The 25,930-nt window shown below is 69.4% G+C and carries 28 protein-coding genes; 9 read left to right on the top strand and 19 right to left on the bottom strand.

Features of this window, described 5'->3' with window-relative positions; genetic code table 11:
• Nucleotides 1–44: 44 nt before the first annotated feature.
• Complete coding sequence (locus ACMGEZ_RS17130; protein ID WP_436823470.1) at nt 45–1,265, top strand: MFS transporter; 1,221 nt, start codon at nt 45–47, stop codon at nt 1,263–1,265.
• 24 nt (nt 1,266–1,289) lie between these two features.
• On the opposite strand, the gene ACMGEZ_RS17125 is transcribed toward ACMGEZ_RS17130, so the two are convergent.
• Both ACMGEZ_RS17125 and ACMGEZ_RS17120 read right to left on the bottom strand, forming a co-directional pair.
• Nucleotides 1,290–1,691, bottom strand: a complete 402-nt coding sequence (locus ACMGEZ_RS17125; RefSeq protein ID WP_436823469.1) for a phage holin family protein — start codon at nt 1,689–1,691, stop codon at nt 1,290–1,292.
• Nucleotides 1,692–1,701: 10 nt separating this feature from the next.
• Nucleotides 1,702–2,307 carry a hypothetical protein gene (locus ACMGEZ_RS17120; protein WP_436823468.1) on the bottom strand — a complete coding sequence of 202 codons (606 nt, stop codon included), beginning with the start codon at nt 2,305–2,307 and terminating at the stop codon, nt 1,702–1,704.
• Between the two features lie 491 nt (nt 2,308–2,798).
• Between ACMGEZ_RS17120 and ACMGEZ_RS17115 the strand changes: the two genes are divergently transcribed.
• Entirely contained in the window at nt 2,799–3,605 is an 807-nt protein-coding gene (locus tag ACMGEZ_RS17115) for a hypothetical protein (protein ID WP_436823467.1), read from the top strand.
• A gap of 13 nt (nt 3,606–3,618) precedes the next feature.
• Here ACMGEZ_RS17115 and ACMGEZ_RS17110 read toward each other — a convergent pair whose 3' ends face one another.
• The 6 genes from ACMGEZ_RS17110 to ACMGEZ_RS17085 form a co-directional block, all read right to left on the bottom strand.
• Nucleotides 3,619–4,506, bottom strand: coding sequence for a LysR substrate-binding domain-containing protein (locus ACMGEZ_RS17110; protein ID WP_436823466.1), 888 nt, complete (start codon nt 4,504–4,506; stop codon nt 3,619–3,621).
• Nucleotides 4,507–4,598: 92 nt separating this feature from the next.
• The gene (locus ACMGEZ_RS17105) at nt 4,599–5,414 is read right to left on the bottom strand and encodes a phytanoyl-CoA dioxygenase family protein (RefSeq protein ID WP_436823465.1); all 816 of its coding nucleotides are present in this window, start codon (nt 5,412–5,414) and stop codon (nt 4,599–4,601) included.
• 96 nt (nt 5,415–5,510) lie between these two features.
• The gene (locus ACMGEZ_RS17100; protein WP_436823464.1) at nt 5,511–6,551 is read right to left on the bottom strand and encodes an MBL fold metallo-hydrolase; all 1,041 of its coding nucleotides are present in this window, start codon (nt 6,549–6,551) and stop codon (nt 5,511–5,513) included.
• A gap of 13 nt (nt 6,552–6,564) precedes the next feature.
• Entirely contained in the window at nt 6,565–7,224 is a 660-nt protein-coding gene (locus ACMGEZ_RS17095; protein ID WP_436823463.1) for a peroxiredoxin, read from the bottom strand.
• A gap of 139 nt (nt 7,225–7,363) precedes the next feature.
• A complete protein-coding gene (locus ACMGEZ_RS17090; RefSeq protein WP_436823462.1) occupies nt 7,364–7,528 on the bottom strand; it encodes an FmdB family zinc ribbon protein in 165 nt (54 codons plus the stop codon).
• A 109-nt stretch (nt 7,529–7,637) separates the two neighbouring features.
• Nucleotides 7,638–8,561 carry a LysR substrate-binding domain-containing protein gene (locus ACMGEZ_RS17085; RefSeq protein ID WP_436823461.1) on the bottom strand — a complete coding sequence of 308 codons (924 nt, stop codon included), beginning with the start codon at nt 8,559–8,561 and terminating at the stop codon, nt 7,638–7,640.
• A 177-nt stretch (nt 8,562–8,738) separates the two neighbouring features.
• Here ACMGEZ_RS17085 and ACMGEZ_RS17080 point away from each other — a divergent pair, with 177 nt between their 5' ends.
• From ACMGEZ_RS17080 to ACMGEZ_RS17070, 3 genes are all read left to right on the top strand, one after another.
• Nucleotides 8,739–9,935: an acyl-CoA dehydrogenase gene (locus ACMGEZ_RS17080; protein WP_436823460.1), complete on the top strand. Its 1,197-nt coding sequence runs from the start codon at nt 8,739–8,741 to the stop codon at nt 9,933–9,935.
• A 28-nt stretch (nt 9,936–9,963) separates the two neighbouring features.
• Nucleotides 9,964–11,196, top strand: coding sequence for a CaiB/BaiF CoA transferase family protein (locus ACMGEZ_RS17075; RefSeq protein WP_436823459.1), 1,233 nt, complete (start codon nt 9,964–9,966; stop codon nt 11,194–11,196).
• Nucleotides 11,197–11,282: 86 nt separating this feature from the next.
• Entirely contained in the window at nt 11,283–12,410 is a 1,128-nt protein-coding gene (locus ACMGEZ_RS17070) for a Fic family protein (RefSeq protein WP_436823458.1), read from the top strand.
• Nucleotides 12,411–12,417: 7 nt separating this feature from the next.
• On the opposite strand, the gene ACMGEZ_RS17065 is transcribed toward ACMGEZ_RS17070, so the two are convergent.
• The 3 genes from ACMGEZ_RS17065 to ACMGEZ_RS17055 are packed head-to-tail and all read right to left on the bottom strand — an operon-like array spanning nt 12,418 to nt 14,282.
• Nucleotides 12,418–12,876: a CopD family protein gene (locus tag ACMGEZ_RS17065; protein ID WP_436823457.1), complete on the bottom strand. Its 459-nt coding sequence runs from the start codon at nt 12,874–12,876 to the stop codon at nt 12,418–12,420.
• 52 nt (nt 12,877–12,928) lie between these two features.
• Complete coding sequence (locus ACMGEZ_RS17060) at nt 12,929–13,303, bottom strand: VOC family protein (protein WP_436823456.1); 375 nt, start codon at nt 13,301–13,303, stop codon at nt 12,929–12,931.
• Nucleotides 13,304–13,313: 10 nt separating this feature from the next.
• Nucleotides 13,314–14,282 (bottom strand): threonine ammonia-lyase, encoded by a 969-nt coding sequence (locus ACMGEZ_RS17055; protein ID WP_436823455.1) that lies wholly within the window; start codon nt 14,280–14,282, stop codon nt 13,314–13,316.
• Between the two features lie 104 nt (nt 14,283–14,386).
• Between ACMGEZ_RS17055 and ACMGEZ_RS17050 the strand changes: the two genes are divergently transcribed.
• Nucleotides 14,387–14,854, top strand: coding sequence for an Lrp/AsnC family transcriptional regulator (locus ACMGEZ_RS17050; protein WP_436823454.1), 468 nt, complete (start codon nt 14,387–14,389; stop codon nt 14,852–14,854).
• A 7-nt stretch (nt 14,855–14,861) separates the two neighbouring features.
• Here the strand turns inward: ACMGEZ_RS17050 and pdxR are convergent, their stop codons facing one another.
• Nucleotides 14,862–16,292, bottom strand: a complete 1,431-nt coding sequence (gene pdxR / locus ACMGEZ_RS17045) for a MocR-like pyridoxine biosynthesis transcription factor PdxR (protein WP_436823530.1) — start codon at nt 16,290–16,292, stop codon at nt 14,862–14,864.
• Between the two features lie 98 nt (nt 16,293–16,390).
• Here pdxR and ACMGEZ_RS17040 point away from each other — a divergent pair, with 98 nt between their 5' ends.
• Together ACMGEZ_RS17040 and ACMGEZ_RS17035 are read left to right on the top strand one after the other, a co-directional pair.
• Nucleotides 16,391–17,137 carry an NAD-dependent epimerase/dehydratase family protein gene (locus tag ACMGEZ_RS17040; RefSeq protein WP_436823453.1) on the top strand — a complete coding sequence of 249 codons (747 nt, stop codon included), beginning with the start codon at nt 16,391–16,393 and terminating at the stop codon, nt 17,135–17,137.
• Entirely contained in the window at nt 17,134–17,649 is a 516-nt protein-coding gene (locus ACMGEZ_RS17035) for a cupin domain-containing protein (protein WP_436823452.1), read from the top strand. Before ACMGEZ_RS17040 ends, ACMGEZ_RS17035 begins: the two co-directional genes overlap by 4 nt.
• Nucleotides 17,650–17,692: 43 nt before the next feature.
• On the opposite strand, the gene ACMGEZ_RS17030 is transcribed toward ACMGEZ_RS17035, so the two are convergent.
• The 7 genes from ACMGEZ_RS17030 to ACMGEZ_RS17000 form a co-directional block, all read right to left on the bottom strand.
• Complete coding sequence (locus ACMGEZ_RS17030) at nt 17,693–19,696, bottom strand: amidohydrolase (RefSeq protein ID WP_436823451.1); 2,004 nt, start codon at nt 19,694–19,696, stop codon at nt 17,693–17,695.
• Nucleotides 19,696–20,676, bottom strand: coding sequence for a Bug family tripartite tricarboxylate transporter substrate binding protein (locus ACMGEZ_RS17025; RefSeq protein ID WP_436823450.1), 981 nt, complete (start codon nt 20,674–20,676; stop codon nt 19,696–19,698). Before ACMGEZ_RS17025 ends, ACMGEZ_RS17030 begins: the two co-directional genes overlap by 1 nt.
• Before the next feature lie 44 nt (nt 20,677–20,720).
• Complete coding sequence (locus tag ACMGEZ_RS17020) at nt 20,721–21,083, bottom strand: cupin domain-containing protein (protein ID WP_436823449.1); 363 nt, start codon at nt 21,081–21,083, stop codon at nt 20,721–20,723.
• Between the two features lie 12 nt (nt 21,084–21,095).
• On the bottom strand, nt 21,096–22,097 hold the full coding sequence (locus ACMGEZ_RS17015; protein ID WP_436823448.1) for a quinone oxidoreductase family protein: 1,002 nt from the start codon (nt 22,095–22,097) through the stop codon (nt 21,096–21,098).
• The gene (locus ACMGEZ_RS17010; protein WP_436823447.1) at nt 22,094–22,987 is read right to left on the bottom strand and encodes a beta-keto acid cleavage family enzyme; all 894 of its coding nucleotides are present in this window, start codon (nt 22,985–22,987) and stop codon (nt 22,094–22,096) included. Before ACMGEZ_RS17010 ends, ACMGEZ_RS17015 begins: the two co-directional genes overlap by 4 nt.
• A 76-nt stretch (nt 22,988–23,063) precedes the next feature.
• Nucleotides 23,064–23,828: an SDR family NAD(P)-dependent oxidoreductase gene (locus ACMGEZ_RS17005; RefSeq protein ID WP_436823446.1), complete on the bottom strand. Its 765-nt coding sequence runs from the start codon at nt 23,826–23,828 to the stop codon at nt 23,064–23,066.
• Nucleotides 23,829–23,859: 31 nt separating this feature from the next.
• Nucleotides 23,860–24,726 (bottom strand): dioxygenase family protein, encoded by an 867-nt coding sequence (locus tag ACMGEZ_RS17000; RefSeq protein WP_436823445.1) that lies wholly within the window; start codon nt 24,724–24,726, stop codon nt 23,860–23,862.
• Nucleotides 24,727–24,863: 137 nt separating this feature from the next.
• On the opposite strand from ACMGEZ_RS17000, the gene ACMGEZ_RS16995 reads away from it, so the two are divergent.
• Nucleotides 24,864–25,889: a LacI family DNA-binding transcriptional regulator gene (locus tag ACMGEZ_RS16995; protein ID WP_436823444.1), complete on the top strand. Its 1,026-nt coding sequence runs from the start codon at nt 24,864–24,866 to the stop codon at nt 25,887–25,889.
• The last annotated feature ends 41 nt before the right edge of the window (nt 25,890–25,930 follow it).

The raw sequence follows: 25,930 nt of genomic DNA, 5'->3' as shown, positions 1-25,930 counted from the left end.
GGTCGTGGGCCTAGGGTTATCCCTGGCCTGCGACGCCGCCGCTCATGTCCGCACTCTCACCCTCAGTCACCCCCTCCGCTCCGGCCCCCGGCTTTGCGCGCGCGATGCTCGCGCTCGGCGTCGGCGGTTTCGCCATCGGCACCGGCGAGTTCGTCATCATGGGCCTGCTGCCGGAGGTCGCGCGCGACATCGGCACCACCATCCCGCAGGCCGGCCATGTGATCAGCGCCTACGCGCTCGGCGTGGTGATCGGCGCGCCGGTGCTCGCGGTGCTGGCGGCCGGCTGGCGCCGCCGCGCGCTGCTGATCGCGCTGATGGCAGTGTTCGCGGCCGGCAATTTCGCCAGTGCCCTGGCGCCCGGCTATCTGTCCCTCAACCTGCTGCGCTTCGCCAGCGGCCTGCCGCACGGCACCTACTTCGGCGTGGCGGCGCTGGTGGCAGCGGCGCTGGCGCCACCGGACCGCCGCGCGCGTGCCGTCGGGCTGGTGATGCTGGGGCTCACCGGCGCCACGCTGGTCGGCGTGCCGATCGCGGCCTGGCTGGGCCAGCACTTCGGCTGGCGCGCGGCCTTCGTCTTCGTCGGATTGATCGCAGTGCTTGCGATGGCGATGCTGCGCCGCGACGTGCCGGACCTGGCCGCACCCGCGGGCGCCAGCCCGCTGCGCGAACTGGGCGCACTCAAGCGCAAGCAGGTCTGGCTCACCCTGGGCATCGGCGCGATCGGCTTCGGCGGCATGTTCGCGGTCTTCAGCTACATCAAGCCCACGCTCACCGAGGTGGCCGGGCTGCCGCTGGGCGGCGTGCCGCTGGTGCTGGCGCTCTTCGGCCTCGGCATGGTGGGCGGCAACCTGGTCGGCTCGCGGCTGGCCGACAAGGCGCTGATGCCGACCATCGGCGGCCTGCTGGTCTGGGCGGCGCTGGTGCTCACGACCTTCACCTTCGCGGCCCATCACGTCGCTACGGCGGCCATCAACGTGTTCCTGATCGGCACGACCGTCGCCATCGGCCCGGCGCTGCAGATCCGCCTGATGGACGTGGCGGGCGATGCGCAGACCCTGGCCGCGGCGCTCAACCATTCGGCGTTCAACATGGCAAACGCGCTCGGGGCCTGGCTGGGCGGCGTTGCCATCACGGCCGGCCTGGGCTGGACTTCGACCGGCTGGGTGGGTGCGCTCCTGGCGCTGGCCGGCCTGGGTGTGTTCGGCTGGTCGTTGGCCAGCGAGCGCGGCCGGCTGCGCGCCATGGCGGCCAGCCCCGGGCGCTGAGTCGGGCGCGCGCCCTCGGTCGCGCTACAGCCAGTTGCCGGCGTCCGGCATCTGGATCGTCATGGCAGGGTCGCCGCCGCCGAACAGCGCGCCGAAGACGATGCTCAGCAGCGAGACGAAGAGGCTGGCGAACAGGGCGGTCCAGAAGCCCGAGACCTTGAAGCCTTTCACCAGCGCTGCCACCAGCAGCAGCACCAGCGCGTTGATCACCAGCAGGAACAGGCCGAAGGTCAGCAAGGTCAGCGGCAGCGTGAGCACGACCAGGATCGGCTTGACGATCGCGTTGGCAAAGCCCAGCAGCAGCGCGGAGACCACCAGCGCCGAGGTGCTTTCGAAACGGATGCCGTTGAAGATGTGGCTGGCTACCCAGAGCGAGAGGGCGATGATGGCCCAGTGGAGGAGAAAGGGTGCGAGGGTGCTCAGCATCGGATGGATCTTAGCGATCGCTTTCACCGCTGCCGCTGCCGCTGCCGGTGCGCGGCGCAGCGCCGGGAATGAAGCGCCGCACCCATGCGCCCAGCCCGGGGCGCCTTGGCTCCTCCATGGCGGGGCGCCCCCCATAGTAGGTGTCGCGCTCGCGCTGCAGGACGGAGACCAGGGCCTCGAGGTTCACGGGGTTGTACTCCCACAACCCACTGACGACGAAGTGGCCCATATGCTCGGCGTTGGGCTGGGGCGCGATCATGATGTGGCTCGCGCCCAGGCTCTGCAGGAAGGCCGAGCGGGCGCCGGCGAGCCGCATGCCGTCGCCGTAGCCCTCGACCTGGCGGCTCAGCGACAGGCTGATGGCCTGTACCGAGGTGAAGTTCTCGGCGATGAAGTAAACCATCTCGACCAGCGCGAGCTTGCTGATCTCGAGCTTCTGCTGCGTGACGGTGGCGGTCGGCGTGAAATGCTCGATGTGGACCTCGGTGCCTTCGCGATTGACCGGAACCGGGTCGAGGGTCGCGATGTGGAGCGAACCGTCATAGAGGTACATCGGCTCGCCCAGCACATAGGAGCTCGAATGGGCCCCGGTGATTCGCAGTTTCGCTCTGGTCATGATTCCCTTGAGTGCCCCACTGTAGATCTGCGCGCTGCCTGCAGGCGCTTTGTTTCATCGGTTTCGTCGATTTCTGCGGGCAATTGCGAATGATGGAGGGCCAATCGAACGGCGTCTTCCGCCATACGGCCTATGGCGCCCGCGGCCATCCATGGTTTTGCCTTGCACTTCCGAGAGTCGCTTGCCGTCGCCCGCAACGTGCTGTGGACATGGCTGACGGCGGCACCCGGCAGTGTGGCCTACATTCGGCTTCTCAAAAGAGCACAAAAGCATTACCACGATTTCGGCAACGGCAAGAATGTGATTACTTAACGTAACACTTTGTACTCTTTGCCCCACTGCTTTTTGGGCGAGCGTCGCATACAACTTGCGTCACGGCTGCGCAAGTGGAGTAATGCGCAATCCGTCGTCGGAATCGCCTGCCCGTCCCCCGTCGATGGGCCCGGACGAAGCCGCAGCCGCTCACTGCCATCACTTCAAGGACCCCCGTCATGCAGCTCTCGGAGATCAAGGAATACCAGGATCAACTCGTCCAGCAGCTGGAGGAATCCGGCCTGACGGTCACTTTCGGGGACGATCTCTCGGTGCTCCTGAAGACCTACGAGGCTGCGACCGGCACAGGCTATGTCCAGTTGCCCTTCGTACTGGACGATCCGAAGGACGCGAACCCCTACAACTTCTGGGTCTGCTTCGACGACGGCACCGCACCGGTGGCGCTGAGCGGCTTCCGGACCATGCAGAACGGCCATGCGGTGCGCCGCGTCGGCCAGGCCTACGATCAAGGGGCGCTCTACCGCTGCAAGCAGAAAGAAGGCTGGCTCCCGGACACGGGCCCGAAGCTCAACGCCCACGCGCTCTTCGGCTACATCGGCGCCGGCTGGGTGCATCCGCGCTATCGCGGCCACAACCTCGCCGGCTTCATCGCCCGGATCACGCAGGCCGAAGCCCTGCTGCGCACCCGCGCCACCCTGGCCATATCCACGGCCATGACGGCCGAGGCACTCTATCTCTCCGGCATGAACCTGCGCGCCAGCGGCCTGCATCACCTTCACGTCGAGCTGGTGCTGGACGGCTACCTCGGCATCGCCGAGCACGACATGCGGCTGTATCTCTCGCACAGCACGGGCACCGAGCTGATGAGCTTCTACGAACGCGAGCTGGCCATGCTGCGCAACGACGAGACCATCCCCTGGCTCCATGGGCACGACAAGATCCACGCGGCGGCGGTGCTCGCCGGCTCGGGGAGCGCCCTTGCCGAGGCCGGCGGCCAGACAAGCGGCCTAGCTGCGCTCGCCTGAACACGGGGCTCGCTCAGGCGCTGCCGAGCAGGTGCTGCAGCAGCAGCTGCGCATTGGCCGGCAGCGACTCGCGGCGGCGCATGCACACCACCAGGCTGCGCAGCGCCCAGGGGTCGGTCAGCGCGATGCGCGCGATCGCCATCGACTTCGCGCAGCGCAGCGCCACCGCCTGCGGCACCACGCCGACGCCCACGCCCTGCTCGACCATGCGGCACACCGCTTCCAGGTTGCGCACCCGGACGCGGTAGGCCAGCCGCCGCCCCAGCCGGCGGGCGTTGTGCGACACCAGCTCCTGTAGCGGGCTGGCGCCGCCCAGCCCGACGAACTCGCGCTCCAGCACCTCGCTGAAGCCGGTGCGCCGGCGCCCGGCCAGCGCATCGCCCTTGGGCACCACCAGCACGAGGTGGTCCTGCCGGAAGGTGAAGGCCTCCAGGCCCGCCAGGTCCACGGCGTCCGAGACGATGCCCAGATCGCCGAGCTCATGGCGCAGCGCCTCCACGATGTCCGGGCTCGCGCGCTCCTCCAGGTCCACGGAGATGCGCGGGTGCTGCGCCAGGAAGCCGCTCAGCGCCTCGTGCAGGTGCTCGGTGATGGCCGAGGTGTTGCACATCAGGCGCACATGGCCCTTGAGGCCCGCGCCGTACTCGCCGAGCTCGCGGCGCATCTGCTCCATCCGCAGCAGCACCGTGCGCGCGTGATGCAGCAGCGTGTGGCCGGCTTCGGTGGGCTGCACGCCGCGCGGGTCGCGCAGGAGCAGCGCGGCGCCGATCTCGGCCTCCATGGCGCGCACCCGCTCGCTGGCCGATGCCAGCGTCATGTGCGTGCGTTCCGCGCCGCCGGTGATCGTGCCGGCTTCCGCCACGTTCACGAAGAGGCGCAGGTCGATGAGGTCGAATCGCATGGCGCCCGACCGTAGCACGCGGGCCTTGCCGTGGCCGAGGCGCGGTTCGCGAGTTCCGAGTTTTCAGCCGCGGCCCGGCACGACGGATGGCCCTAGCCGGCCACTTGCCGGCGGTGGCCCACCTCGAAGTCGTTGCGCCCGCTGCGGTCCACGCCCCGCAGCAGCCAGAGCGGCCGCTGCGCGAAGTTCACCGCGACCCCCGTCTTGCCGTCGGCCGGGCGAAGGCTGCGCTCGAACACCGAGGTGGACGGCATGTAGCGCAGCGCGATGCCGGTGCGCCGCTGGTTCGAGGTGTTGGCGCGGGCGCCGTGGATCATGTAGACGTCGTGCAGCGACATCTGGCCCGGCTGCAGTTCAAGATCCACGGCCGCGCTCTCGTCGAAGCTGCCCGCTGCCATGCGCTGGTTGAGCGTGAGATCCTGGCGATCCTCGTGCAGGTGCGGATGCAGCACGCCGCCCTGGTGCGAGCGAGGTATGACGCGCAGGCAGCCGTTGGCGCGCGTCGACGGCTCCAGTGCAACCCACACCGTGCAGTTGGCCAGCGGCCGGATCGGCCAGTAGTGGCCGTCCTGGTGCCAGGGCGTCTCGAAGCCTTCGCTGGCCGGCTTGCAGAAGACGTGGCAGCCCCAGAGGATCACGTCCTCGCCGATCACGCCGGAGACCAGCTCGACGATCTCCGGGTCCATCGCCAGCTCGAGGAACTGCCGGCTGCCGCGCACGCCTTCGCCGTTGTCGCCCTCGATGTGGGCCGAGACCAGCTTCTCGGGCCGCACGCCGGGGTTGCGGCGGATCAGCTCGTCCAGCGCATCGTGCATCTGCGCCACGCGGCGCGGCGGCAGGCGGAACTCGGGGATGACCCAGCCTTCGCGCTGGTAGTGGGCGATCTCGCCGGGGGAAAGTCGGGCCATGTCGTGTCTCGGTTGTTGTGAGCCGTGAGCCGTGAGCCGTGTGCCGTGTGCCGTGCCGTGAGCCGTGTGCCGCCGCCGGGTTCGGCGTTCGGCCCGCTAGGGTTCCTTGCCGGCCTTGAGCGGATAGCCCGCCTCGCGCCACGCCTTCATGCCGCCATCGAGCGCGACCGCGTGCTGGAACCCCATGTTGCGCAGTGTGGCTGCCGCCAGTGTGGAGATGTATCCCAGCTCGCAGCAGCTGAGGATGCGCTGCGTGGGATCGGGCAGGTCCTGGTTGACGCGCAGCTCCAGCTGGCCCCGCGGCAGCAGCCGTGCACCCGGGACATGGCCGGCCTCGTAGGCCTCGCGCTCGCGCACGTCGAGCACGATCAGGTCGTCCTCGCCGGCCTCCACGCGCGCCTTGAGCTCGGCCAGCGACATGAAGGGCACCGTCGCGGCGGCCTCGGCCAGCAGCCGCGCCACCGTCTTGCCGCCGCTCATGTTGGTCCGCAGCGCCTCGGTGACGTGGGTGGGCATCGTGAGATTGAGGCTCCTCATCATCTCGACGAACTCGGCGCGCTCGCGCTTCTGCAGCCGCGGGTTGTTGGCCAGCTCCTCGCCGATGGTCGAATGCGTGCGTCCCTTGTAGTCGTGCGCCGGGCAGACCTTGAGCGCCGGGTCCAGCCGCAGCACGCGGTTGAAGAGGCTGTCGTAGAGCGCTTCGGGGTCGCCGCTGGGCAGGTCGGTGCGGCCGGTCGCGCCGATCAGCAGGGTGTCGCCGGTGAACAACCGGTCTTCCACTTGCAGGCACATCGAGTCCGCCGTGTGGCCCGGCGTGTGCAGCACCGAGAGCCTGAGCTTGCCCAGCACCAGCATCTCGCCGTCGGCCAGGCGCAGCTCGACGAAGGGCGCCGGGCTGGCGCGGTGCATCACCACCGGCACCTGGAGCTGCCGCGCGAGCTCGCGCGTGGCCGAGAAATGATCGGCGTGCGTGTGGGTATCGATCAGGTAGCGGATGCGCACGCCGTGGCGCGCGGCCAGGCCGAGATAGTGGTCGATCTGGCTCAGCTCCGGATCGATCAGCGCTGCGGCGCAGCTCTGGTCGCAGCCGACCAGGTAGGACTGGCAGCCGCCGGTCGCGACCTGCTCGAAGACCATGCTGCTGCCGGGCTCAGCCGGGCTGCTTGACCACGCGCAGGTAGGGCTTGGGCGCGTTCCAGCCTTCGGGGAACAGCTTCTTGGCGTCGTCGTCGGAGACCGAGCCGGCGATGATCACATCGTCGCCCTGCTTCCAGTTCGCCGGCGTGGCAACCTTGTGCTTGGCGGTCAGCTGGATGGAGTCGAGCACGCGCAGGATCTCGTCGAAGTTGCGGCCGGTGGTCATCGGGTAGGTCAGCATCAGCTTGATCTTCTTGTCCGGGCCGATGATGAAGACCGAGCGCACCGTGGCGTTGGTGGCCGCGGTGCGGCCGTCGGAGGTGCCCGGCTCCTCGGCCGGCAGCATGTTGTAGAGCTTCGCCACCTGCAGGTCGGTGTCGCCGATCATCGGGTAGTTGGGGCGTGCGCCCTGCGTTTCCTCGATGTCGTCGGACCAGCGGTCATGGGCGTCGACCGGGTCGATGCTCAGGCCGATCAGCTTGGCGTTGCGCTTGGTGAACTCGGGCTCGATCTTCGCCATGTAGCCCAGCTCGGTGGTGCATACCGGCGTGAAGTCCTTGGGGTGCGAAAACAGGATCGCCCATTGGTCGCCGATCCATTGGTGAAAGTCGATCTCCCCCTTCGTTGTCTTGGCCTTGAAGTTGGGGGCCTCGTCGTTGATGCGCAGTGACATGTTCGCTCCTCGAAAAGAATGGGTGGACGACAAACCTGGCTGGCGCCGTCGTGCGGCAAGCCGAAAGCATAAGAGACTGTGCCGCCGGATGCCAGCATCGAAAACGCGAACGGCGCAGCAGGCCTCTTGTGCCGGGCGTTCAGCTCTTCTTGGAGGTCTTCGCGAAAAACTGCGTCGGCTTGTGTTCGACCGACTCGCTGCCGCACTTGGGGCAGCGCAGCTGCACGGTCGCATGTTCGGCGATGTGCTCGGCGTGTTCGAACACCTCGCCGCACTTCTGGCAACGGTACTGGTAGGTAGGCATGGCGCGTCTCCATCGTGACGGCCGGAAGCGGCGCTGCACCCCGCGGGCGAGCGGGCTCCGATGCCGGGGACAAAATGCTAAACCGAAAGGCCCCTCGCGGGCCAGCCCTTCAGCGGCGTTCGGCCGGTGGTGCTTCGCCGGAGGCTTGCGCGACCAGCCACTCGCGCAAGGCCGCGAGCGCGGGCCGCTCGTCCGCGCTCGCCGGCGTGACCAGGAAGTAGCCCCGCTCCGCGCGCAGCGGCCGGTCGCAGGCCACCGCCAGCTCGCCGCGTGCCAGCTCCGGCTCGATCAGCATGCGCGGCATCAGCGCCACGCCGAGGCCGTGCGCGGCGGCCACCGCGATCATGGAGAACAGCTCGTAGCGCGGCCCGCTGCGCGCGCGCGGCGCATCGACCTTCTGGGCGTCGAACCACCGGTGCCAGCCATCGGGCCGGGTGCTCTGCTGCAGCAGCGGCATGCGCGCGACCGCGGCCGGCGACAGTTGCGCCTTCGTGCCGAGCAGGGCAGGGCTGCAGACCGGCACCACGTCCTCGTTCAGCAGCAGCACCGAGCGCGTGCCGGCCCAGTTGGCGGCCTGGGCGGGCGTGCCGGCGTAGATGGCGGCGTCGAAGGGCGTGTCGTTGAAGAGAAAGGGGCGGGTGCGGGTCTCGATGTGGACCGTGATGTCGGGCTGGCGCCTGGCGAAGTCCGGCAGGCGCGGGATCAGCCAGCGGGTGGCGAAGGTGGGCACCGCCGCCAGCTGCAGCGAGCCGCCCACGCCCTGGCGCGCCATCGCGTCGAGCGTGTCGCGCTCCATGCTGTCGAGCTGGCGCGCGATCTGGCGCGCGTAGTCGGCGCCGGCCGGGGTCAGCGCAACGCCGTGGCGGGTGCGGCGGAACAGCGCCATGCCGAGGAAGTCCTCCAGCGCCCTGATCTGGCGCGAGACCGCGCTCTGCGTCAGCGCGAGCTCCTGCGCGGCGCGGGTGTAGCTCTCGTGGCGGGCGGCCGCCTCGAAGCAGATCAGGGCCTGGGTGGAAGGTAGTCTTCGGCGCATGGTATGCGGGGCTTACATGGATGATCGAGTCCTCGGCCCAATGAACACCGGGCAAAGCATTGTGCGATGAAGTGAGCAAACCGCATAACTGGGTGCCGAATCTTCGTTTGCGCTCGGAGGGCCTGCGGCTTAGCATGGCAGGCAGCTTCCCCCCGCCACCTACACCGGAGACCGCACATGGCCCACGCCGCATTCCATTGGGACGACCCGTTCCTGCTCGACCAGCAGCTCACCAGCGAAGAGCGCCAGGTGCGCGACGCCGCGAATGCCTACTGCCAGGGCCAGCTCGCGCCCCGCGTGCTCGAAGGCTTTCGCACCGGCGAGACCGATCCCAAGATCTTCCGCGAGATGGGCGAGCTCGGCCTGCTCGGCCCGACCATCCCAGAGCAGTACGGCGGCCCGGCACTCAACTACGTCTGCTACGGCCTGATCGCGCGCGAAGTCGAGCGCGTCGACTCCGGCTACCGTTCGATGGCCAGCGTGCAGAGCTCGCTGGTGATGGTGCCCATCAACGAATTCGGCACCGAGGCACAGAAGCAGAAGTACCTGCCCAAGCTCGCCACCGGCGAATGGATCGGCTGCTTCGGCCTGACCGAGCCCGACCACGGCTCCGACCCCGGCAGCATGGTCACCCGCGCCAAGAAGGTGCCTGGCGGCTATGCGCTCACCGGCGCCAAGATGTGGATCAGCAACAGCCCGATCGCCGACGTGTTCGTGGTCTGGGCCAAGGAAGTAAGCGAGGGCGGCGCGGTCGGCCCGATCCGCGGCTTCGTGCTCGAGAAGGGCATGAAGGGCCTGTCGGCCCCTGCCATCCACGGCAAGGTCGGCCTGCGCGCCAGCATCACCGGCGAGATCGTGATGGACAACGTGTTCTGCCCCGAAGAAAACGCCTTCCCCGAGGTGCGCGGCCTGAAGGGCCCCTTCACCTGCCTCAACAGCGCCCGCTACGGCATCTCGTGGGGCGCGCTGGGGGCAGCCGAGGACTGCTGGCACCGCGCCCGCCAGTACACGCTGGACCGCAAGCAGTTCGGCCGTCCGCTTGCCGCCAACCAATTGGTCCAGAAGAAGCTGGCCGACATGCAGACCGAGATCACGCTGGGCCTGCAGGGCTGCCTGCGCCTGGGCCGCATGAAGGACGAGGGCACGGCGTCCGTCGAGGTCACCTCCCTGCTCAAGCGCAACTCCTGCGGCAAGGCGCTGGACATCGCCCGCCTGGCACGCGACATGATGGGCGGCAACGGCATCAGCGACGAGTTCGGCGTGGCGCGGCACCTGGTCAACCTGGAAGTGGTCAACACCTATGAAGGCACGCACGACATCCACGCGCTGATCCTGGGGCGTGCGCAGACGGGCATCGCGGCGTTCTCGAACTGAAGCCGGGCACGGGCATCCTCAAAATCAAATGACCCCAGCAGCACTCGACGGCATCAAGGTTCTCGATCTTTCTCGCGTCCTCGCCGGCCCGTGGTGCACCCAGATCCTCGCGGACCTGGGTGCGGACGTGGTCAAGATCGAGCGGCCCGGCGTCGGCGACGACACGCGCACCTGGGGGCCGCCTTTCCTTAAGGATGAGCACGGCCGCGATACCGACCAGGCCACCTACTTCACCTCGTGCAACCGCAACAAGCGCTCGGTCACCATCGACATGGCGACCCCCGAAGGCCAAGACCTGCTGAAGAAAATGGCGGCGCAGGCCGACATCGTGGTCGAGAACTTCAAGACCGGCGGCCTGCGGCAATACGGGCTGGACTACGAGAGCCTGCGCGCCGTCAACCCGCGCCTGGTCTATTGCAGCGTGACCGGTTTCGGCCACGACGGCCCGCATGCCTCGCGCGCCGGCTACGACCTGATGATCCAGGCCACCACCGGCATGATGAGCATCACCGGCCGCCCCGACGGCGAGCCCGGCGGCGGGCCGCTGCGCGTGGGCGTGGCGCTCACCGACCTCTTCACCGGCGTTTACGCTGCGACTGCCATCCTGGCGGCGATCGAAGTGCGTCACCGCACCGGCGAGGGCCAGCACATCGACATGGCGCTGCTCGACGTCGGCATGGCCATCCTCGCCAACCAGGCCAGCGCCTTTCTCAACACCGGCGTCGCGCCCCAGCGCCAGGGCAACAGCCATCCGAGCCTCGCGCCCTACCAGGACTTCCACACGAAGGACGGCGCCATGCTGCTGGCGATCGGCAACAACGGCCAGTTCACCCGCTTCTGCGAGGCTGCGGGCCATCCGGAGTGGGCGAGCGATCCACGCTTTGCCACCAACACCCTGCGGGTGCGGCACCGCGAGGTGCTGATCCCGATGATGGAAGCCGTCACCCGCACCCGAACCACCGCCGAATGGATCGCGCTGCTGGAGGACAAGGCTGTGCCCTGCGGCCCGATCAACAACATTGCCCAGGCCTTCGAGGACGCGCAGGTCAAGGCGCGCGGCCTCGCAGTGACGCTGCCGCGTGACGCCGGCGACGGCATCTCGCAGATCGCCGGCGTGGCCAGCCCGCTGCGCCTGCAGGGGACGCCGCCGGTGCTGCGCCGGGCGCCGCCGGCGCTGGGGCAGCACACCGACGAGGTGCTCGCCGAGCTGGGGCTCGACGAGTTGCAGCGTGCGGCGCTGCGCGGTGCTGGGGTGATCTAGCCGCTTTGCGGCGAATGGAGTCGTATTCGCCGCATATCTTGCGGTGAATCACGGCCGAGTGCGGCGATTAGGCGCACAATCTCCGCATGAAAAGCGGAGAAAGCGAAGGGCTTTACATCTGGGAGAACGCCGGCTGGCCGCGCCTGCGCTACGACCTCGCGGTTCTCGCCGAGCCGCTGGCCGCGGTCCACGCCGCTCGAGGCTACCTGCTGGGCCGGATGGCCGATCTGGGGCTGTCCCAGCGCGACGCCACCACGCTGCGGGTGCTGACGGACGACGTCCTCAAGACCAGCGAGATCGAGGGCGAGCGGCTCAACCCCGAGACGGTGCGATCCTCCATCGCGCGCCGGCTGGGGCTGGACATCGGCGCGCTCGCGCCTGCGGACCGGCATGTCGACGGCGTGGTCGACATGGTGCTCGACGCCACCGGTGCGCATGCGCAGCCGCTCACGCGCGAGCGGCTCTTCGGCTGGCATGCGGCACTGTTCCCCACCGGCTACAGCGGGCTGGCGCCGATCCGCACGGGCGCGTGGCGCGACGATGCATCGGGGCCGATGCAGGTGGTCTCCGGCCCCGTAGGCCGGCGAACGGTGCACTTCGAGGCACCGCCCGCGTCGCGGCTCGAGGCAGAAATGGCGCGCTTCCTCGATTGGTTCGAGCGGTCCACCGAAGGCGATCGTCTCGTGCATGCAGGCCTTGCGCACCTCTGGTTCGTCACTTTGCATCCGTTCGACGATGGCAACGGCCGTATCGCACGCGCCGTCGGTGACATGGCCCTGGCTCGCGCCGATCGCGCGGGACAGCGCTTCTACAGCCTCTCGGCCCAGATCCAGCGCGAGCGCAAGGACTACTACGAGATGCTGGAGCGCACCCAGAAGGGCGCGCTGGACGTGACGCCCTGGCTGACCTGGTTCCTCGGCTGCCTGCTGCGCGCCGTCGAGAGGGCGCAAGCGTCGCTGTCCGCGGTGCTGTTCAAGTCGCACGCCTGGCAGCGCTGGGCGGAGCTGCCGCTCAACGAGCGTCAGATCAAGCTCCTCAATCGCCTGCTCGAGGGCTTCGAGGGCAAGCTCACGAGCAGCAAGTGGGCTGCCATCGCCAAGTGTTCCGCCGACACGGCCCTGCGCGACATCGGCGACCTCGTGGCACGCGGGGTGTTGAAGAAGTCTGAGTCCGGCGGGCGCAGCACCAGCTACGAGCTGGTCACGCAGCCTTGAGGCGCCATCACAAGACCTGGCCGACGATCGCCAGCGCGAACACCACCACGCCCAGCACAAGGTTCAGCTCCACCAGCCGGCGGATCATGTTGAGCTGGGCTGCGGCCACCGGCCATTCGCGGCCGGCCACGGCGCGCAGCAGGCGCGGGTAGGGCGCGAAGCGGATGTGCAGGAACACCGCCATCATCACCAGCCCGAGGGCCAGCATGGCGTGCACGCTCCAGTGCACGCGCGCGAAGCCGCCCGCCAGCCAGACCATCCCCAGGCCGCTGGCCAGCAGCGCGACGATGGCGACGGACACGCCGGCGAAGAAGCGCGACAGCGTCTGCGCCATCAGCGGCAGCCGCAGCGGCGGCTCCAAGACTGCGACGGCAGAGGGACGAACGGCGAAATGCATCACCGCCATGCCGCCCACCCAGAAGGCGGCGGAGAGCAGGTGCAGCAGGAGCAGGAGGGCGTGGGTCATGGGCAGGGCGCAGCTTAGCCCACAACGCGTGCGGGGCACCGTGTGGTGTCGGTCAGTCCGCGTTGGTCAATACCTCGATCCGGTGGCCGTCGAGGTCCAGGAAGATCGCGCCGAAATAGGTGGGGCTGATGTCGGGCCGCTCGCGCGGCGTGAACACGTCCATGGCCGACGCAGCCATGGCCGCTTCATGGACCGCCGACACCTCGGCGCGCGAGGCCGCAGCGAATGCGACGTGGGTGCCACGCGCAGTGACCCTTTCCTCCATGGGAACGGGGTAGAGAAAGAACGACCAATGCGAGGGAATGCCGAAGGATGCCTCGGTACCGGTATCTCGCAATAGCGTCAGCCCCAGCGGTGCCAGCGCGCGCTGGTAGAAAGCCACCGCCTGGGCATAGCTGTTCGTGCCGAGTGAAACGTGATCGATCATGGTTTCGTCCTCAATGGAGCCAGCGAGCCACCTGCTCGTTGGTGAGATTGCTGCCGCACAGGACCGTGGCCAGGCGCTGAGACCGCAGGGAAGGGTGCTCCAGCACGGCAGCGACGCCAACGACGCCGGCGGGCTCGCTCACCAGCCCGGCAGTGGAAAAGACCAGGCGCATCGCGCGCTGGATGGCTTCCTCGCCCACCAGCAGCACCTCGTCCACGGTGCCTTGCATGTCAGCCACTGCTGCGGGGACCGGGCAACGAACCGCGATTCCATCCGCGATGGTGCGCACGGCCTCACGTTCTATCACGCGGCCCTGCTGCCACGAGGCCGCCATCGCGTCGGCGCCCTCGGCACAGATGCCGACCACGCGGATTCCCGGCGCATGGGCCTTGATCCAGCGGCCGGCGCCCGTGGCCAGTGCGCCGTTGCCCAGTGGCAGGAGCACGGTGTCGAAGCGGTGCTGGCGCAGCAATTCGCGCCCGATCGTTCCCGCGCCCTCGGCGATGCTCGCTTCCTGGCCGTCTTCGACGAACGCGGCGCCCGTGTCGGCACAGAAACGCCGGGCCTCTTCCTTGGCCGCGTCGAAATCGTCGCTGTGCAGGCGGACCTCGGCGCCCATCGAGCGCATGCGCTCGACCTTGAGCGCGCTGGCGGTCGTCGCGCTGTAGATGACGAGCCGCCGTTGCCGCGCGCGGCATACGTAGGCCATGGCTTGACCCCAGTTTCCCGCGGTCGCGCTCACCAGGGTTCGGCCACGCAGGCGGGCAGCGTTCTCATGCATGAAGAAGTCGGCGCCGCGGCCCTTGAAGGAGCGCAGCGGATTCAGCGTCTCGACCTTCAGGATGAGAGACGCACCGAGCGCTTGCGACAGCGGTTCGGACTCGAACTGGGGGCTCTCGCGGAACAGCGGGTCGATCAGCGTGGCTGCGCGCTCGATGTTGGCGAGCGAGAGCCGGTGGGGGGTCTCGATAATCGGCATGCAGGGAGTGTGCACAGGCGGCCGGTGCTTTCGGCCTCGATTCGAACCTTGCTTTCGCGGCCACGCCGCATCTTGAGTGCCGCCGCTGCGGCCGACCGGACACCATGAACCTCGACGCGCTCGATCGCCAGATCCTCGACCTCTACCAGCACGACACGCGAGTGCCGGGTGAGCAGATCGGCGCCCGGGTCGGCCTGTCGGCCGCAGCCGTGCAGCGGCGGCTGAAGCGGCTGCGTGAGACCGGCGTCGTGGTCGCCGAGACCGCGTCGCTCGACTGCGCAAAACTCGGTCTGGGCTTGACCGCGATCGTGCATGTTGACCTGGTCGACGAATCGGCGCACGCGACGCGGGCGTTCCGCGACAAGGTGATCCAGCGCGGCGAGGTCCAGCAGTGCTATGGGGTCGCGGGCAACGTCGACTACGTGCTGGTGGTCATCGTGCCGGATCTCGCTGCCTACGATGCGTTCTGCAACGCCTGCCTCTTGCACGACGCCAACGTCAGGAGCTTTACCACGCAAATCGTGCTGGACGCGGCAAAGCGCGGCGGCGCGCTCCAGATTCCGAAGCGCTGAGCGCCGCCTAGTCCACAAAGAGCGCCCTGCGCAGCCTGGCCACCAGTCGCCGGGCCTCCGTCTCCGAGGCGATGTTTGAGAAGCCCATGAGCAATCCTTCGTGGGCGGGCCTGCCCGCGTAGCGCTCCGACAGCGCCCGGCAATTGAGGCCCGCCTCCTGCGCAAGGCGGCTCAGGGCGGCGTCGCTGCCCAGGCCTTTGAAGCCGGCGATCAGGTGCATGCCGCCACTGCGCAGCTCGATGTGCACCGCCTCGCCGAAGACGTGCTGCAGCTCCGCGGCCAACATCGCGCGCCGGCGCGCGTAGAGCAGCCGCATCTTCTTGATGTGACGTGCGAAGTGACCCTCCCTGAGGAAGTCGCAGACGATCGCCTGGCTGAGCTGCGGACAGCCGTTGGACCACGTGCGGGCCGCCCGCCCGAAGCGCGCGACCAGCGGCTCGGGCACGACCAGGTAGGCCAGCGCCAGGCCCGGATGAATGACCTTCGAGAAGGTGCCTGCGTACAGCACCCGGTCCTGCCCGTCCAGGCTCTTCAGCGCCGGCAGGGGATGCCCGGCATAGCGGTACTCGCCGTCGTAGTCGTCCTCGACGATCCAGGCCTTCGCATCCTGGGCCCACGCGAGCAGCTCGAGGCGGCGCGCCATGCTCATCGAATAGCCGAGCGGCGACTGGTGCGAGGGCGTGACGACCGCCAGCTTCGCGTCGGCCGCGCGGCGCCGGCCTTCGGCGACGCGCAGGCCGTGCACGTCGACCGGGACCGACACCACGCGCTGGCCGGCGCCCTGCAGCACCTCGCGCGTGGGCGCAAAGCCCGGCTCTTCCACCCAGGCGCGGTCGTTCGGCGCCAGCAGTGCGCGCGAGACCAGCGACAGGCTTGCCCGATGCCCGGCCGTGACGAACACCTGGGCCGGGGTGCAGGCCACACCGCGCGACACCCGCAAGTACGCGGCGATGGCCTCGCGCAGCGGCACGTAGCCGGCCGGGTCGCCGTAGTTCATGTCGGCGATGGTGGTCGCGCGGATCCTGCGGGCTGCCAGGCGCGCCCAGAGCTTGCGCGGAAAGGCGTCGAGCGCCGGGATGCCGAGCTGGAAGGGCGGTGGCGGGCCGACCGGCGCCAGCGTCGGAGCGCTCGGCGTGCTGCCGCGGCTGGCGCGGGCGGGCGCCCGCGGCGGCAGTCGAGGCGAGACCACCGTGCCGGCCTGACCGCGCGCGAGCAGGTAGCCCTCGCCTGCCAGCTGGCCATAAGCCAGCTCCACCGTGGCGCGCGCCACGCCGAGCTCGCTCGCCAGGCTGCGCGCCGAGGCGACCCGCGCGCCGGGCCGCAGCAGACCTTGCTCGATGGCGTCGCGCAGCCGCTGGGCGATCTGCCGGTACAGCGGCTCCGACCGGCTGCGGTCGAGCGTCAGAAGATCGGCGCGAAAGGCGCCTTCGCTGCTCATCATGGCCTGGTCGTTCTCGCGATTCTTGGATCTTTCGGGCAGTGCATCGTAGCCCTAAGCTGAAGCCTCGAGATCGCAAGAGAGGACTTCGAGGACACATGACGCAGAAGAAGATATTCCTGGCCGGTGCCACGGGCGCCATCGGCTCGGTGCTGGCGCCGCTGCTGGTGGACGCCGGCTACGCGGTGTACGGCAGCACCCGGCGCGCCGAGCGGGCCGGCGCGCTCGAGGCGCAGGAAGTGGCACCGGTGGTGGTCGATGTCTTCGACGCGGCGGCGCTGGCCTCTGCCCTGAAGCGCATCGCACCGGATGTGGTGATCCACCAGCTCACGGACCTGCCGCGCGACCTGGACCCGGCGCGAATGACAGAGGCGGTGGTGCGCAACGCGCGCATCCGAAGCGAAGGCACGCGCAACCTGGTCGCCGCGACGCTCGCAGCCGGTTGCCGGCGCCTGATCGCGCAGAGCATCGCCTGGGCCTACGCGCCCGGCCCGAAACCCTGGCGCGAGGAGCAGCCGCTGGATGTCACGGCCGAAGACCCGCGCGGCATCACCGTGCGCGGCGTGGCTGCGCTGGAAGCGCTCGCGCTCGAAACCTCCGGCCTTGCGGGGACGGTGCTGCGCTACGGGCAGTTCTACGGTCCGGGCACATCGACCCAGACCCCGCGCGGCGCCACTCCGGTCCATGTCGAAGCGGCCGCATGGGCGGCGCTGCTGGCGGTTCAACGTGACGCGCGCGGCATCTACAACATTGCCGAGGAGGGCCCCGAGCTGAGCACCGAGAAGGCACGCCGCGAGCTCGGCTGGCGTGCGGCGCTGCGCTGGCCGGCGGAGATCCTGCGATGAGTGCCCTGTTCCTCCCCTACCGCCGCAACGCGGCGATTGCGGCCATCGGGCTGGCCGCGGGGTGGATGCTGCTCGCGCCCGCTGCGCCGCATTCGGCCACGCAGTGGTTCGACGATCTGTGCAGCAGCCTGGGGCGGCCGATGTTCGCCTCGGCCCCGGCTGCGGATGGCGCTGCCGCGCGCCCTGCGACCATCGTGAAGCCGCTGTCCTGCGAGCCCTTGCCCAACGTGCCCGGCAAGTCGCAGACCACCGTGCTGGTGGAGTTTCCGCCGCTGGCCTATTCGCCGGCGCACCGGCATCCGGGCTCCGTCACCGCAGTGGTGGTCGAAGGGACCGTCCGCTCCCAGCTGCAAGGCACGCCGCCCGCGGACTACCAGGCCGGCCAGAGCTTCTTCGAGCCGCCCGGCACGCTGCACGTGTTCGCAGAGAACCCGGACCCGGCACGCACCGCGAAGCTCCTTGCCTTCTTCGTCACCGACGAGAACTGCGGGCCGCTCACCATCTACGAGTGAGGGCTCGGCCCTGTGCTGCCTGCCAGGGCAGTGTGTTGCGCGCTCATATCGCTGCGCACCCGCACTGGTACCGCCATGCGCCCTGGTCGCCGATGATGATCGGCGCCGCACCGGCGCTGCCACAGCAGCCGCTGCCGTGCGATACGACGGCGCCGCCACGGCGTTGCTGGTAGCCGCCATAGATGTTGACGGGAAGCCAGTCCGGCATCGGCTTCACGATGGCCGGTGCCTGCGCCGCGAAGGGCCCGCTTGCGTGCACCACCTTGCCGCCGACCATCGTGAGTACGGCGGTGATGTCCTTGATCTCGTCCTCGCGGACGGCAAAGAAGTCGTCCGACAGCACGGCGAAATCCGCCAGCTTGCCTGGCGCGATCGAGCCCTTGCGCGCGTCCTCGCCGGTCAGCGCCGCGCCTTCGAGGGTCCACATGCGCAGCGCCACTTCGCGGCTCACCAGGTTGCGCTCGGCATTGAGCCGCGTGTCGCCCAGTGTCTTGCCCGTGACCAGCCAGTGAAGCGAGACCCAGGGGTTGTAGCTCGTGGCCCGGCTTGCATCGGTGCCGCAGGCCACGGGCAGGCCCATGGCGCGCATGCGGCCGATCGGCGGTGCATCGGCGGCGGCCTCTCGGCCCCAGGTCTGGGCGTAGACCTCGCCGTCGAGCGACATCCGGTTCTGGATGGCGATGCGTCCGCCCATCGCGGCCACGCGCTCCATCGAGCGCGGCGACAGGTCTTCGCAATGATCGAGCGCCCAGCGCAGGTTCTTGAGCGGGACCTCGCGGTTCACCTTCTCGAGCACGTCGAGGATGCGCGTGGCCGTTGCGTCGTAGCTCGCGTGCATGCGGATCGGCCAGCCCTTGCCGGCCAGGAAGGTCGCCACCTCCGTCAGCTTCGATTCCATGATGGCCGGCGCCGGCGTGACCTTCTTGCCGAAGTTCGCCGGATCGGTCGCGGCCCACAGGATGTATTCGCCCGCGCCCGCCATCCGCAGGTAGTCGTCGCCCTGGCCTGGCGAGACCTGCTGCGACCACAGCTTGTAGTCGTCGATCTCCCGGCCCGGCCGCTGCGCGAACAGGTTGTACGAAATGCGCAGCGTCATGCGGCCTTCGCTCGCGAGCTTGCGGATGCCACCGTAGTGCTCCGGGTAGTTCTGCCCGCCGCCGCCGGCGTCGACCACGCTGGTGAGGCCGAGCCGGTTCATTTCGCGCATGTAGAGCTCGGTCGAAAGCGCCTGGTCCGCATCCGCCAGCTTGGGCACGCGCGCGAACAGCGCCACCAGGCCGCCCAGGCTGGTGGTGTTGACCACCAGCCCCGTCGGGTTGCCGGCCGCATCCTTCTCGAGCGTGCTGCCGAAGGGGTCGGGCGTCTCGCGGTTCCAGCCGAGCACGCGCAGGGCCGCACGGTTGAGGAATGCGCGGTCGTACAGGTTCATGACGAAGCAGGGCACCTCGCCCGTGGCGGCGTTGATCTCGTCCAGCGTCGGCAGCCGCTTCTCGCGGAACTGGTAGGGCGAGAACCCGCCCACCACCTGCACCCAGTGCGGCGCCTGCGTGCGCTGCGCCTGCTCGCGCAGCATGCGCAGGGCATCTGCGAGCGAGGGCACGCCATCCCAGCGCAGCTCCTGCGTGTAGGTGAGCCCGCCCCGGATGAAGTGCGCATGCGAGTCGATGAGGCCCGGCGTGATGCAGCGGCGCTGCGCATCGATGACGCGCGTGCGCGGCCCGATCCAGCGCGAGATCTCGCTGTCGCTGCCGACGGCGGCGAACTGGTCGCCCGCGATGGCGAAGGCCTGCGCGCGCGGCGTCTTCGCGTCCATGGTGGCGACCCGGGCGTTCAGCACCACGGTGTCGGCCGGGGCGGCAGGCGCTGCGGTGGCGCAGCCGGACAGCCAGGTGCTCGAAATGCCGCCGGCGGTGGTGCCCAGGGCGGCGAGCAGGAATTGCCGGCGTGGCGTTTCTGCACGGCCAACATCTTCGCCGTGCGCGCATGCCGCATCGCACCAGTGGCGGTAGGCGCGCCGCGACGCGTCACCGAACAGCTTCATGGCCATCAGTCGACCTTGATGCCGGCCGCCTTCACCACCTGCTGCGCCTTGGCTGTTTCCTCGACGAGGAACTTGTCGAACTCGGCCGAGGGCATGACGAAGGGCTCGGCGCCGAGCTTGTCCAGCCGCTCCTTCAGGTCCGGTGCCGTCATGATCTTCGCGACTTCCGCCTGCAGCCGCTCGACGGCCGGCTTGGGCGTCTTCGCGGGCGCAAACAGCCCGACCCAGAACAGGTACTCCGAGCCCGGCACGCCCGCCTCGACGGTGGTGGGCAGCTGCGGCATCACGCCCGAGCGCTTGCCGGTGCCCACCGCCAGCGCCTTGAGCCTGCCGTCCTTGACCAGCGGCAGGGCCGAGACCATGGGCGCGAAGAACCAGTCGATTCTTCCGCCCATCACCTCGTTCATCGCCTCGGGCGTGCCGCGGAAGGGCACGTGCTGCGCCTGCACGCCCGCGGCCAGCCGGAACACCTCGGCGTTCATGTGCGTGGCCGAGCCGTTGCCTGCCGAGCCGTAGTTGAAGCTGCCGGGCTTGGCCTTGACCTGCGCGACCAGGTCCTTCACGTCCGCGAAGCGGTTGGGCGCGACCACCAGCATGTTGGGCAGGCTGGCCATCGGCGTGATGCCCGCGAAGTCCTTCAGCGTGTCGTAGCTGAGGTTGGGGTAGATCGAGGGGTTGACCAGGTGCCCCGCCGAATGGACCAGCAGCGTGTAGCCGTCGGCCGGCGCCTTCGCCACCTGCGCCGCACCCAGCGTGCCGCCGGCGCCGGGCTTGTTGTCGATGATCACGCTGGTGCCGAGCGCGGGGCCGAGGCGCTCGGCCACCAGCCGCGCCACGATGTCGGTGCCGCTGCCGGCGGTGAAGGGCACGATCAGCTTGATCGTCTGGCCCTTGGGCCAGTCGCCCTGGGCGTGCGCGCCGGTGAAGGCGAGAGCGGCCAATGCGGCAGCGAGGAGCCGGCGGCGGGCGGGAATCAATGGCGTCATGGTTGTCTCCGGTTTTTGGATGGGGTGAAGAGGAGGGGATGAGCTCAGCTGCCTGCGGGCGGCGCGTTCGCCATCACCAGCGCGACCAATACCGGCCGCGGGCTGCGGTTGACCAACTGCCGCTTCTCGCCCGGCGCGAAGCGGCAGGAGTCATAGGGGCCGAGCACCTGCTCGTCGCGCCGGCCCTCGAGCTCGGACACGACATGCAGCTGGCCTTCCAGCACCAGGTACAGCTTCTCGACCGGCGAGCCGTCGAGGCCGGTGTGGCCGCCGGGCAGGATCTGGCTCATGCCCATCCACACCTGCGTGCTGGGCCCGGCTTCCTTGCCCTGCAGGCGAAGGCAGCGCATGTCGATGTGGTTGGGCGCCTCGTAGGGGGGCGCCTGGTCGAATCGGGTGACGTGCATGGGCCCGATCCTTCAGGGCCGCAGCACGACGCGGTCGGTGCTGCCGGAGAGCACCAGGCGATAGGCGTCGACCGCTTCGTCGAGCGTGAAGGCGCGCGCGACCGGGAAAGGCTTCAGGGTGCCGCGCTCGAAGCCCTCGCGCATCGCATCGAGCTGCGCGGTCGCTGCCACGCAGTCCAGCGCCAGCGAGTCGATGCCCACGTAGGTGTGCATGCCCCGGTAGAAGGCGAAGATGTCGAAGGGCACCGCGCGGTCGTGCGTGGCGATGAAGATCTGCGTGGCGCCTTTGGCCATCGCCTTGTTGCCGGCCTCGAAGTAGGCGCTGCCCACGGTGTTGTAGACGATGTCGGCGCCGCGCCCGTTCGTGAGCTCGCGCACCCGCGCGGCCACATCGCCCGCGCCGGCGTCGACCACGTCGACCGGCCCGCAGGCGAAGCCTTCGAAAGGCCCGGCGCGCCGCTGCACCGCGATCACCCGCGCGCCCCCTTGCGCGGCCAGCTGCACCGCGGCCTGGCCCACCTTGCCGTTGGCGCCCAGCACCAGCACCGTCTGGCCCGGCTGCGGCATGCCGCTGCGGCGGAAGCCCTCGTAGGCAGTGACGAAAGGCACGCCCACGGCGCCGGCCTCGTCCATCGAGATGCTGCGCGGGCGCGCATGCAGCGCGGCCACCGGCAGCGAGAGGAAGCGCGCATGCGAGCCGTCGCGCGTGATGCCGATGTCACCGCCCGAGCCGTAGACCTCGCGGCCCACCCACTCGGTCGGGCCCGCGACCACCACACCCGCGAAGTCGCGGCCAGGGGTGCGCGGCCACGCGGCCTGCGGCATCAGGCCCAGGCTGGCCTTGACGTCGCTGGGGTTCACCGCCGCCGCGCCGACGCGCACCACCGCGAAGCCGGGCCTGGCGGCAGGCTCGGACTGCTCCGCGATGTCGAGCTTCAAGGCGTCGAGCGTCGCGGCCTTCTCGTGTACCCGTACTGCGCGGGCGGCCGTCGCCGTGTTCAGGACTGCGCTCATCGGCCGCCTCCTTCCGCGAGGCCGAGCATCGCGCGTGCCTCGCGCGGATTCGCGATCTCGCCGCCGAGGCTTTCGATGATGTCGCGTGCCTTCGCCACCAGCTGCGCGTTGCTCTCGGCCAGCACGCCCTTTTCCAGGTAGATGTTGTCCTCCATGCCCACGCGTACATGGCCGCCCATCAGCCAGGCCTGCGCCACGATCGGGAACTCCATGCGGCCGATGCCGAAGGCGCTCCAGAAGGCGCCGCGCGGCAGCATGTCGCGCGCGTACAGCACGGTCTGGGGCGTGGCCATGAAGCCGTACTTGACGCCCAGCACCAGCGTCCACATCGCCGGGCCCTCGAGCGTGCCGTCGGCGATCAGGTCCAGCGCCATGTGGATGTCGCCGGAGTCGAAGATCTCGAGCTCGGGCTTCACGCCCGCGTCGCGGATCACCTTCGCCATGCGGCGCACGTTCTTCGGCGTGTTGATGACCACGTCGGGGCCGGAGTTCATCGTGTTGAGGTCGAGCGAGCAGACGTCGGGCTTGATCAGCGCGATGTGCTCCACGCGCTTTTCCGGCGGCAGCAGGCTGGTGCCGGGCGCGTAGACCTTGGGGTCGTCCTCGCTCGGGATGAAGCGGCCGCCGGGGCCGGTCGTCAGGTTGATGATCAGCTCGCGGTTCTGCTTGCGGATGCGGTCCACCACGTCGCGGTAGAGCTCGACCTGCATCGAGGGCTTGCCGCTCTCCGGGTCACGCACATGGATGTGCACCTGGCCGGCGCCGGCCTCGGCCGCGGCCAGGCATTGGTCGGCGATCTGCGCGGGCGTGATGGGGAGGTGCGGCGTCTGCTCCGGCTTCACCAAATTGCCGGTCACCGCGCACGTGATCAGGGTCTTCGTGTTCATCATGCCCCCACGCTTGTCACTTCGTGTACTACGCTGCCCCCCGAGGGGGCCTTCGCGCCTTTGGGCGGCCATGCGGCGCTCATAGATGCCTCCCGCCATCCACCACGATGCGCGTGCCGGTCACGAAGCGCAGCGTGGTCGCCAGCGCCTCGACAGTGGCCGCCACGTCCTCGGGCTTGCCGATGCGGCCCAGCGGCGTGGTCGCCGCCATCTTGGCCTTGAAGTCCTCGCCGCGGCCCGCCACGAAGCCGGATTCGACCGCGCCGGGCGAGACCGAGACCACGCGCACCGCGGGTGCCAGCGCCTTGGCCAGCGCGTCGCCCACCACGTCCAGCCCGGCCTTGGCCGCGACATAGGCCAGGTTGCTGCCGACACCGGTGAAGCCCGCGATCGACGAGATGTTGACCACCAGCCCGTCGCCGCTCGCCTTGAGCAGCGGCGCGAAGGCGCGGATGGTGGCGAAGACCCCGCGGAAGTTCGCGCGCATCAGGTCGTCGATGAGCTCGTCGGTCAGGCCGTCGAGGTCGGCCGCGGGCACGGGCTGGGTGTGGCCCGCGCTGTTGACCAGGATGTCGCAGCGGCCGAGCCGCTCCTTCACGTCGGCTGCTGCCTTCTGCAGGCTGGGCGTGTCGACGATATCGGCGCGCAGCGCGGCGTGCCGCTGGCCGGCTGCGGCAGGCAGCGCTGCAGCGCGCTGGGCCGCGTCGTCGGCGCCGCGGTGCAGCAGCACGCAGGTGGCGCCGAGCGCCGCGAGGCGCTGCGCCGTCGCGTAGCCGATGGCGCCGAGGCCGCCGGTGATGACGGCCACCTTGCCGTCGAGTCGAGGTGTGGGATCGAAGCTCATGCGATGGAGGGGGTGCGATGGAAAAAAGGAATCAGGGAATGGGCGGACTGGGGAACTTCATCTCGCCATGCTCGAGCACGAAGTCGTGCGCGAGCGTGGCGGCCTGGCCGTCCCGCTGCGCCTCGAAGCGCCCGATCAGCCGGCGCGTGACGCCGAACACCGGGTCGCTCTCGAGGTTCTCGTCGTCGTCGGCGAAGACCTGCGTGATCAGCACCTTGTGGCCGGGCTTGCTCACCATGAAGTGCAGGTGCGCGGGCCGGTTGGGATGCCGCCGCTGCGCGCGCAGCAGCGCGCCGCAGGGCCCGTCGGTGGGCACCGGATAGCCGGCCGGGCGGACGGTGCGGAAATGGAAGCGGCCCTCGGCATCGGTCTCGAAGCGGCCGCGCAGGTTCATGTCGTCCTGCTGCGGGTCCTGGTTCTCGTAGAGGCCGACGGGCGAGGCCTGCCAGACGTCCACGATGGCGCCGGCGATCGGCTGGCCCTGCGTGTCGCGCACCACGCCCGTCACCTCGAGCGGCACACCGGGCGTTTCGCAGCGCGCGATCGACACGCCGGCCCGGCACAGCGGTGCATTGGCACGCCAGAAGGGGCCGAGCAGCGCCGCATGCGATTCGCCCTGCGGGTCCTGGTTGTTCAGCAGGGCGACCAGCGTGGAGACCCCCAGCAGGTCGGCGGCCAGGACCACCTCGTTCTTGTTCTCGCCGGTCGCCTGGCCAATGCCGACGATGAACTCCAGCGCCTGCTCGAACTCTTCCTCGGTCAGCCGCACTTCCTGGACGAAGGCGTGGAGGTGGCGGGTGAGCGCCTCCATCACGGTCCTCAGGCGCTCGTCGGGCGTGCGGGACATGGCGGTGGTCGCCATCTCGAGCACGGAATCGGGGGTGGTCACGATGTTCATGGGGTGCCTCTGGGTCCTTGCAAACGTTTGCACATTATGGCGGGAAGGAAATTTCCAGCAAAATCGAAGTTTGCAAGAATCCCCTATGACAATAGGGCGATGAACGACACGTCCCCGGCCTCAATCGTTTGCATGAGATGAGCAACAATTCGTTTTCGACCGTCACGATCCGCGACGTTGCGCAGGCGGCCGGCGTGCATGTCTCGACCGTCTCGCGCGCCCTCAACCCGGACAAGCGCGCATTGATCAGCGAGGAGGTGCTGCGCGTGGTCGAGGAGGCGGCGCAGCGCCTGGGCTATCGGCCCAACCGTGCCGCTTCGGCCTTGCGCACCGGCCGCACCCACACCATCGGCGTGCTGGTGCCCGACATCACCAACCCGGTGTTCCCGCCCATCCTCCAGGGCATCGAGGCCAGTGCCGCGGCGCGCCGCTACTTCGTCTTCGTGACTAACGTGATGGACCACGCGCTGGCGCGCCCGGTGGTCGAGCGCATGCTGGCGCAGCAGGTGGACGGGCTGGTGATGGCGATCGCCACCCGCGACGACCCGCTCATCGACTATCTGCAGAAGGCCGGCATGCACACCGTGCTGGTGAACCGCGCCGACGAGAGCGGGCGCCTGCCCGCCGTGGTCAGCGATGACCGCCTGGCGATGAAGCTCGCGGTAGACCACCTGGTCGGCGCTGGCCACCGGCGCATTGCGCACCTGGCCGGGCCGCAGAACGTGCCCACCGGCGTGGCCCGGCGCCAGGGCGTGGAGCAGGCGCTGCGCGATCGCGGGCTGGAGCTGGCCGCGGTCGTCGAATGCGAGGGCTACAGTCGTGAGGCCGGCCGCCATGCCATGGCGCAACTGCTCGCGCAGCATGAGCGGCCCGAGGCTGTGGTGTGTTGCAACGACCTCGTGGCCCTGGGCGCCTACGACCTGCTGCGCGCACAGGGCCTGCGCGTGCCGCAGGACATTTCGATCACCGGCCACAACGACATGCCGCTGGTCGACATGGTCGATCCGCCGCTCACCACCATTCGCCTGCCGCACAGGGAGCTGGGCTGGCGCGCGGCCGAGATGCTGTTCGACGAGATCGAGGGCAAGTCGTTGTCGGCGTCCACCGTGGTGCTGCGGCCCGAGCTGGTGGTGCGAGAGTCGACGCGCAAGGTGATGCCTTAGCGGATGTTGGCGGCAAGGGTGGCCGAGCGGCGTGCCGGCGC

It is taken from the genome of Variovorax stachyos, assembly GCF_051400855.1.
Classification (GTDB): domain Bacteria; phylum Pseudomonadota; class Gammaproteobacteria; order Burkholderiales; family Burkholderiaceae_C; genus Variovorax.
This window is presented reverse-complemented; position numbering and strand designations above follow the sequence as displayed.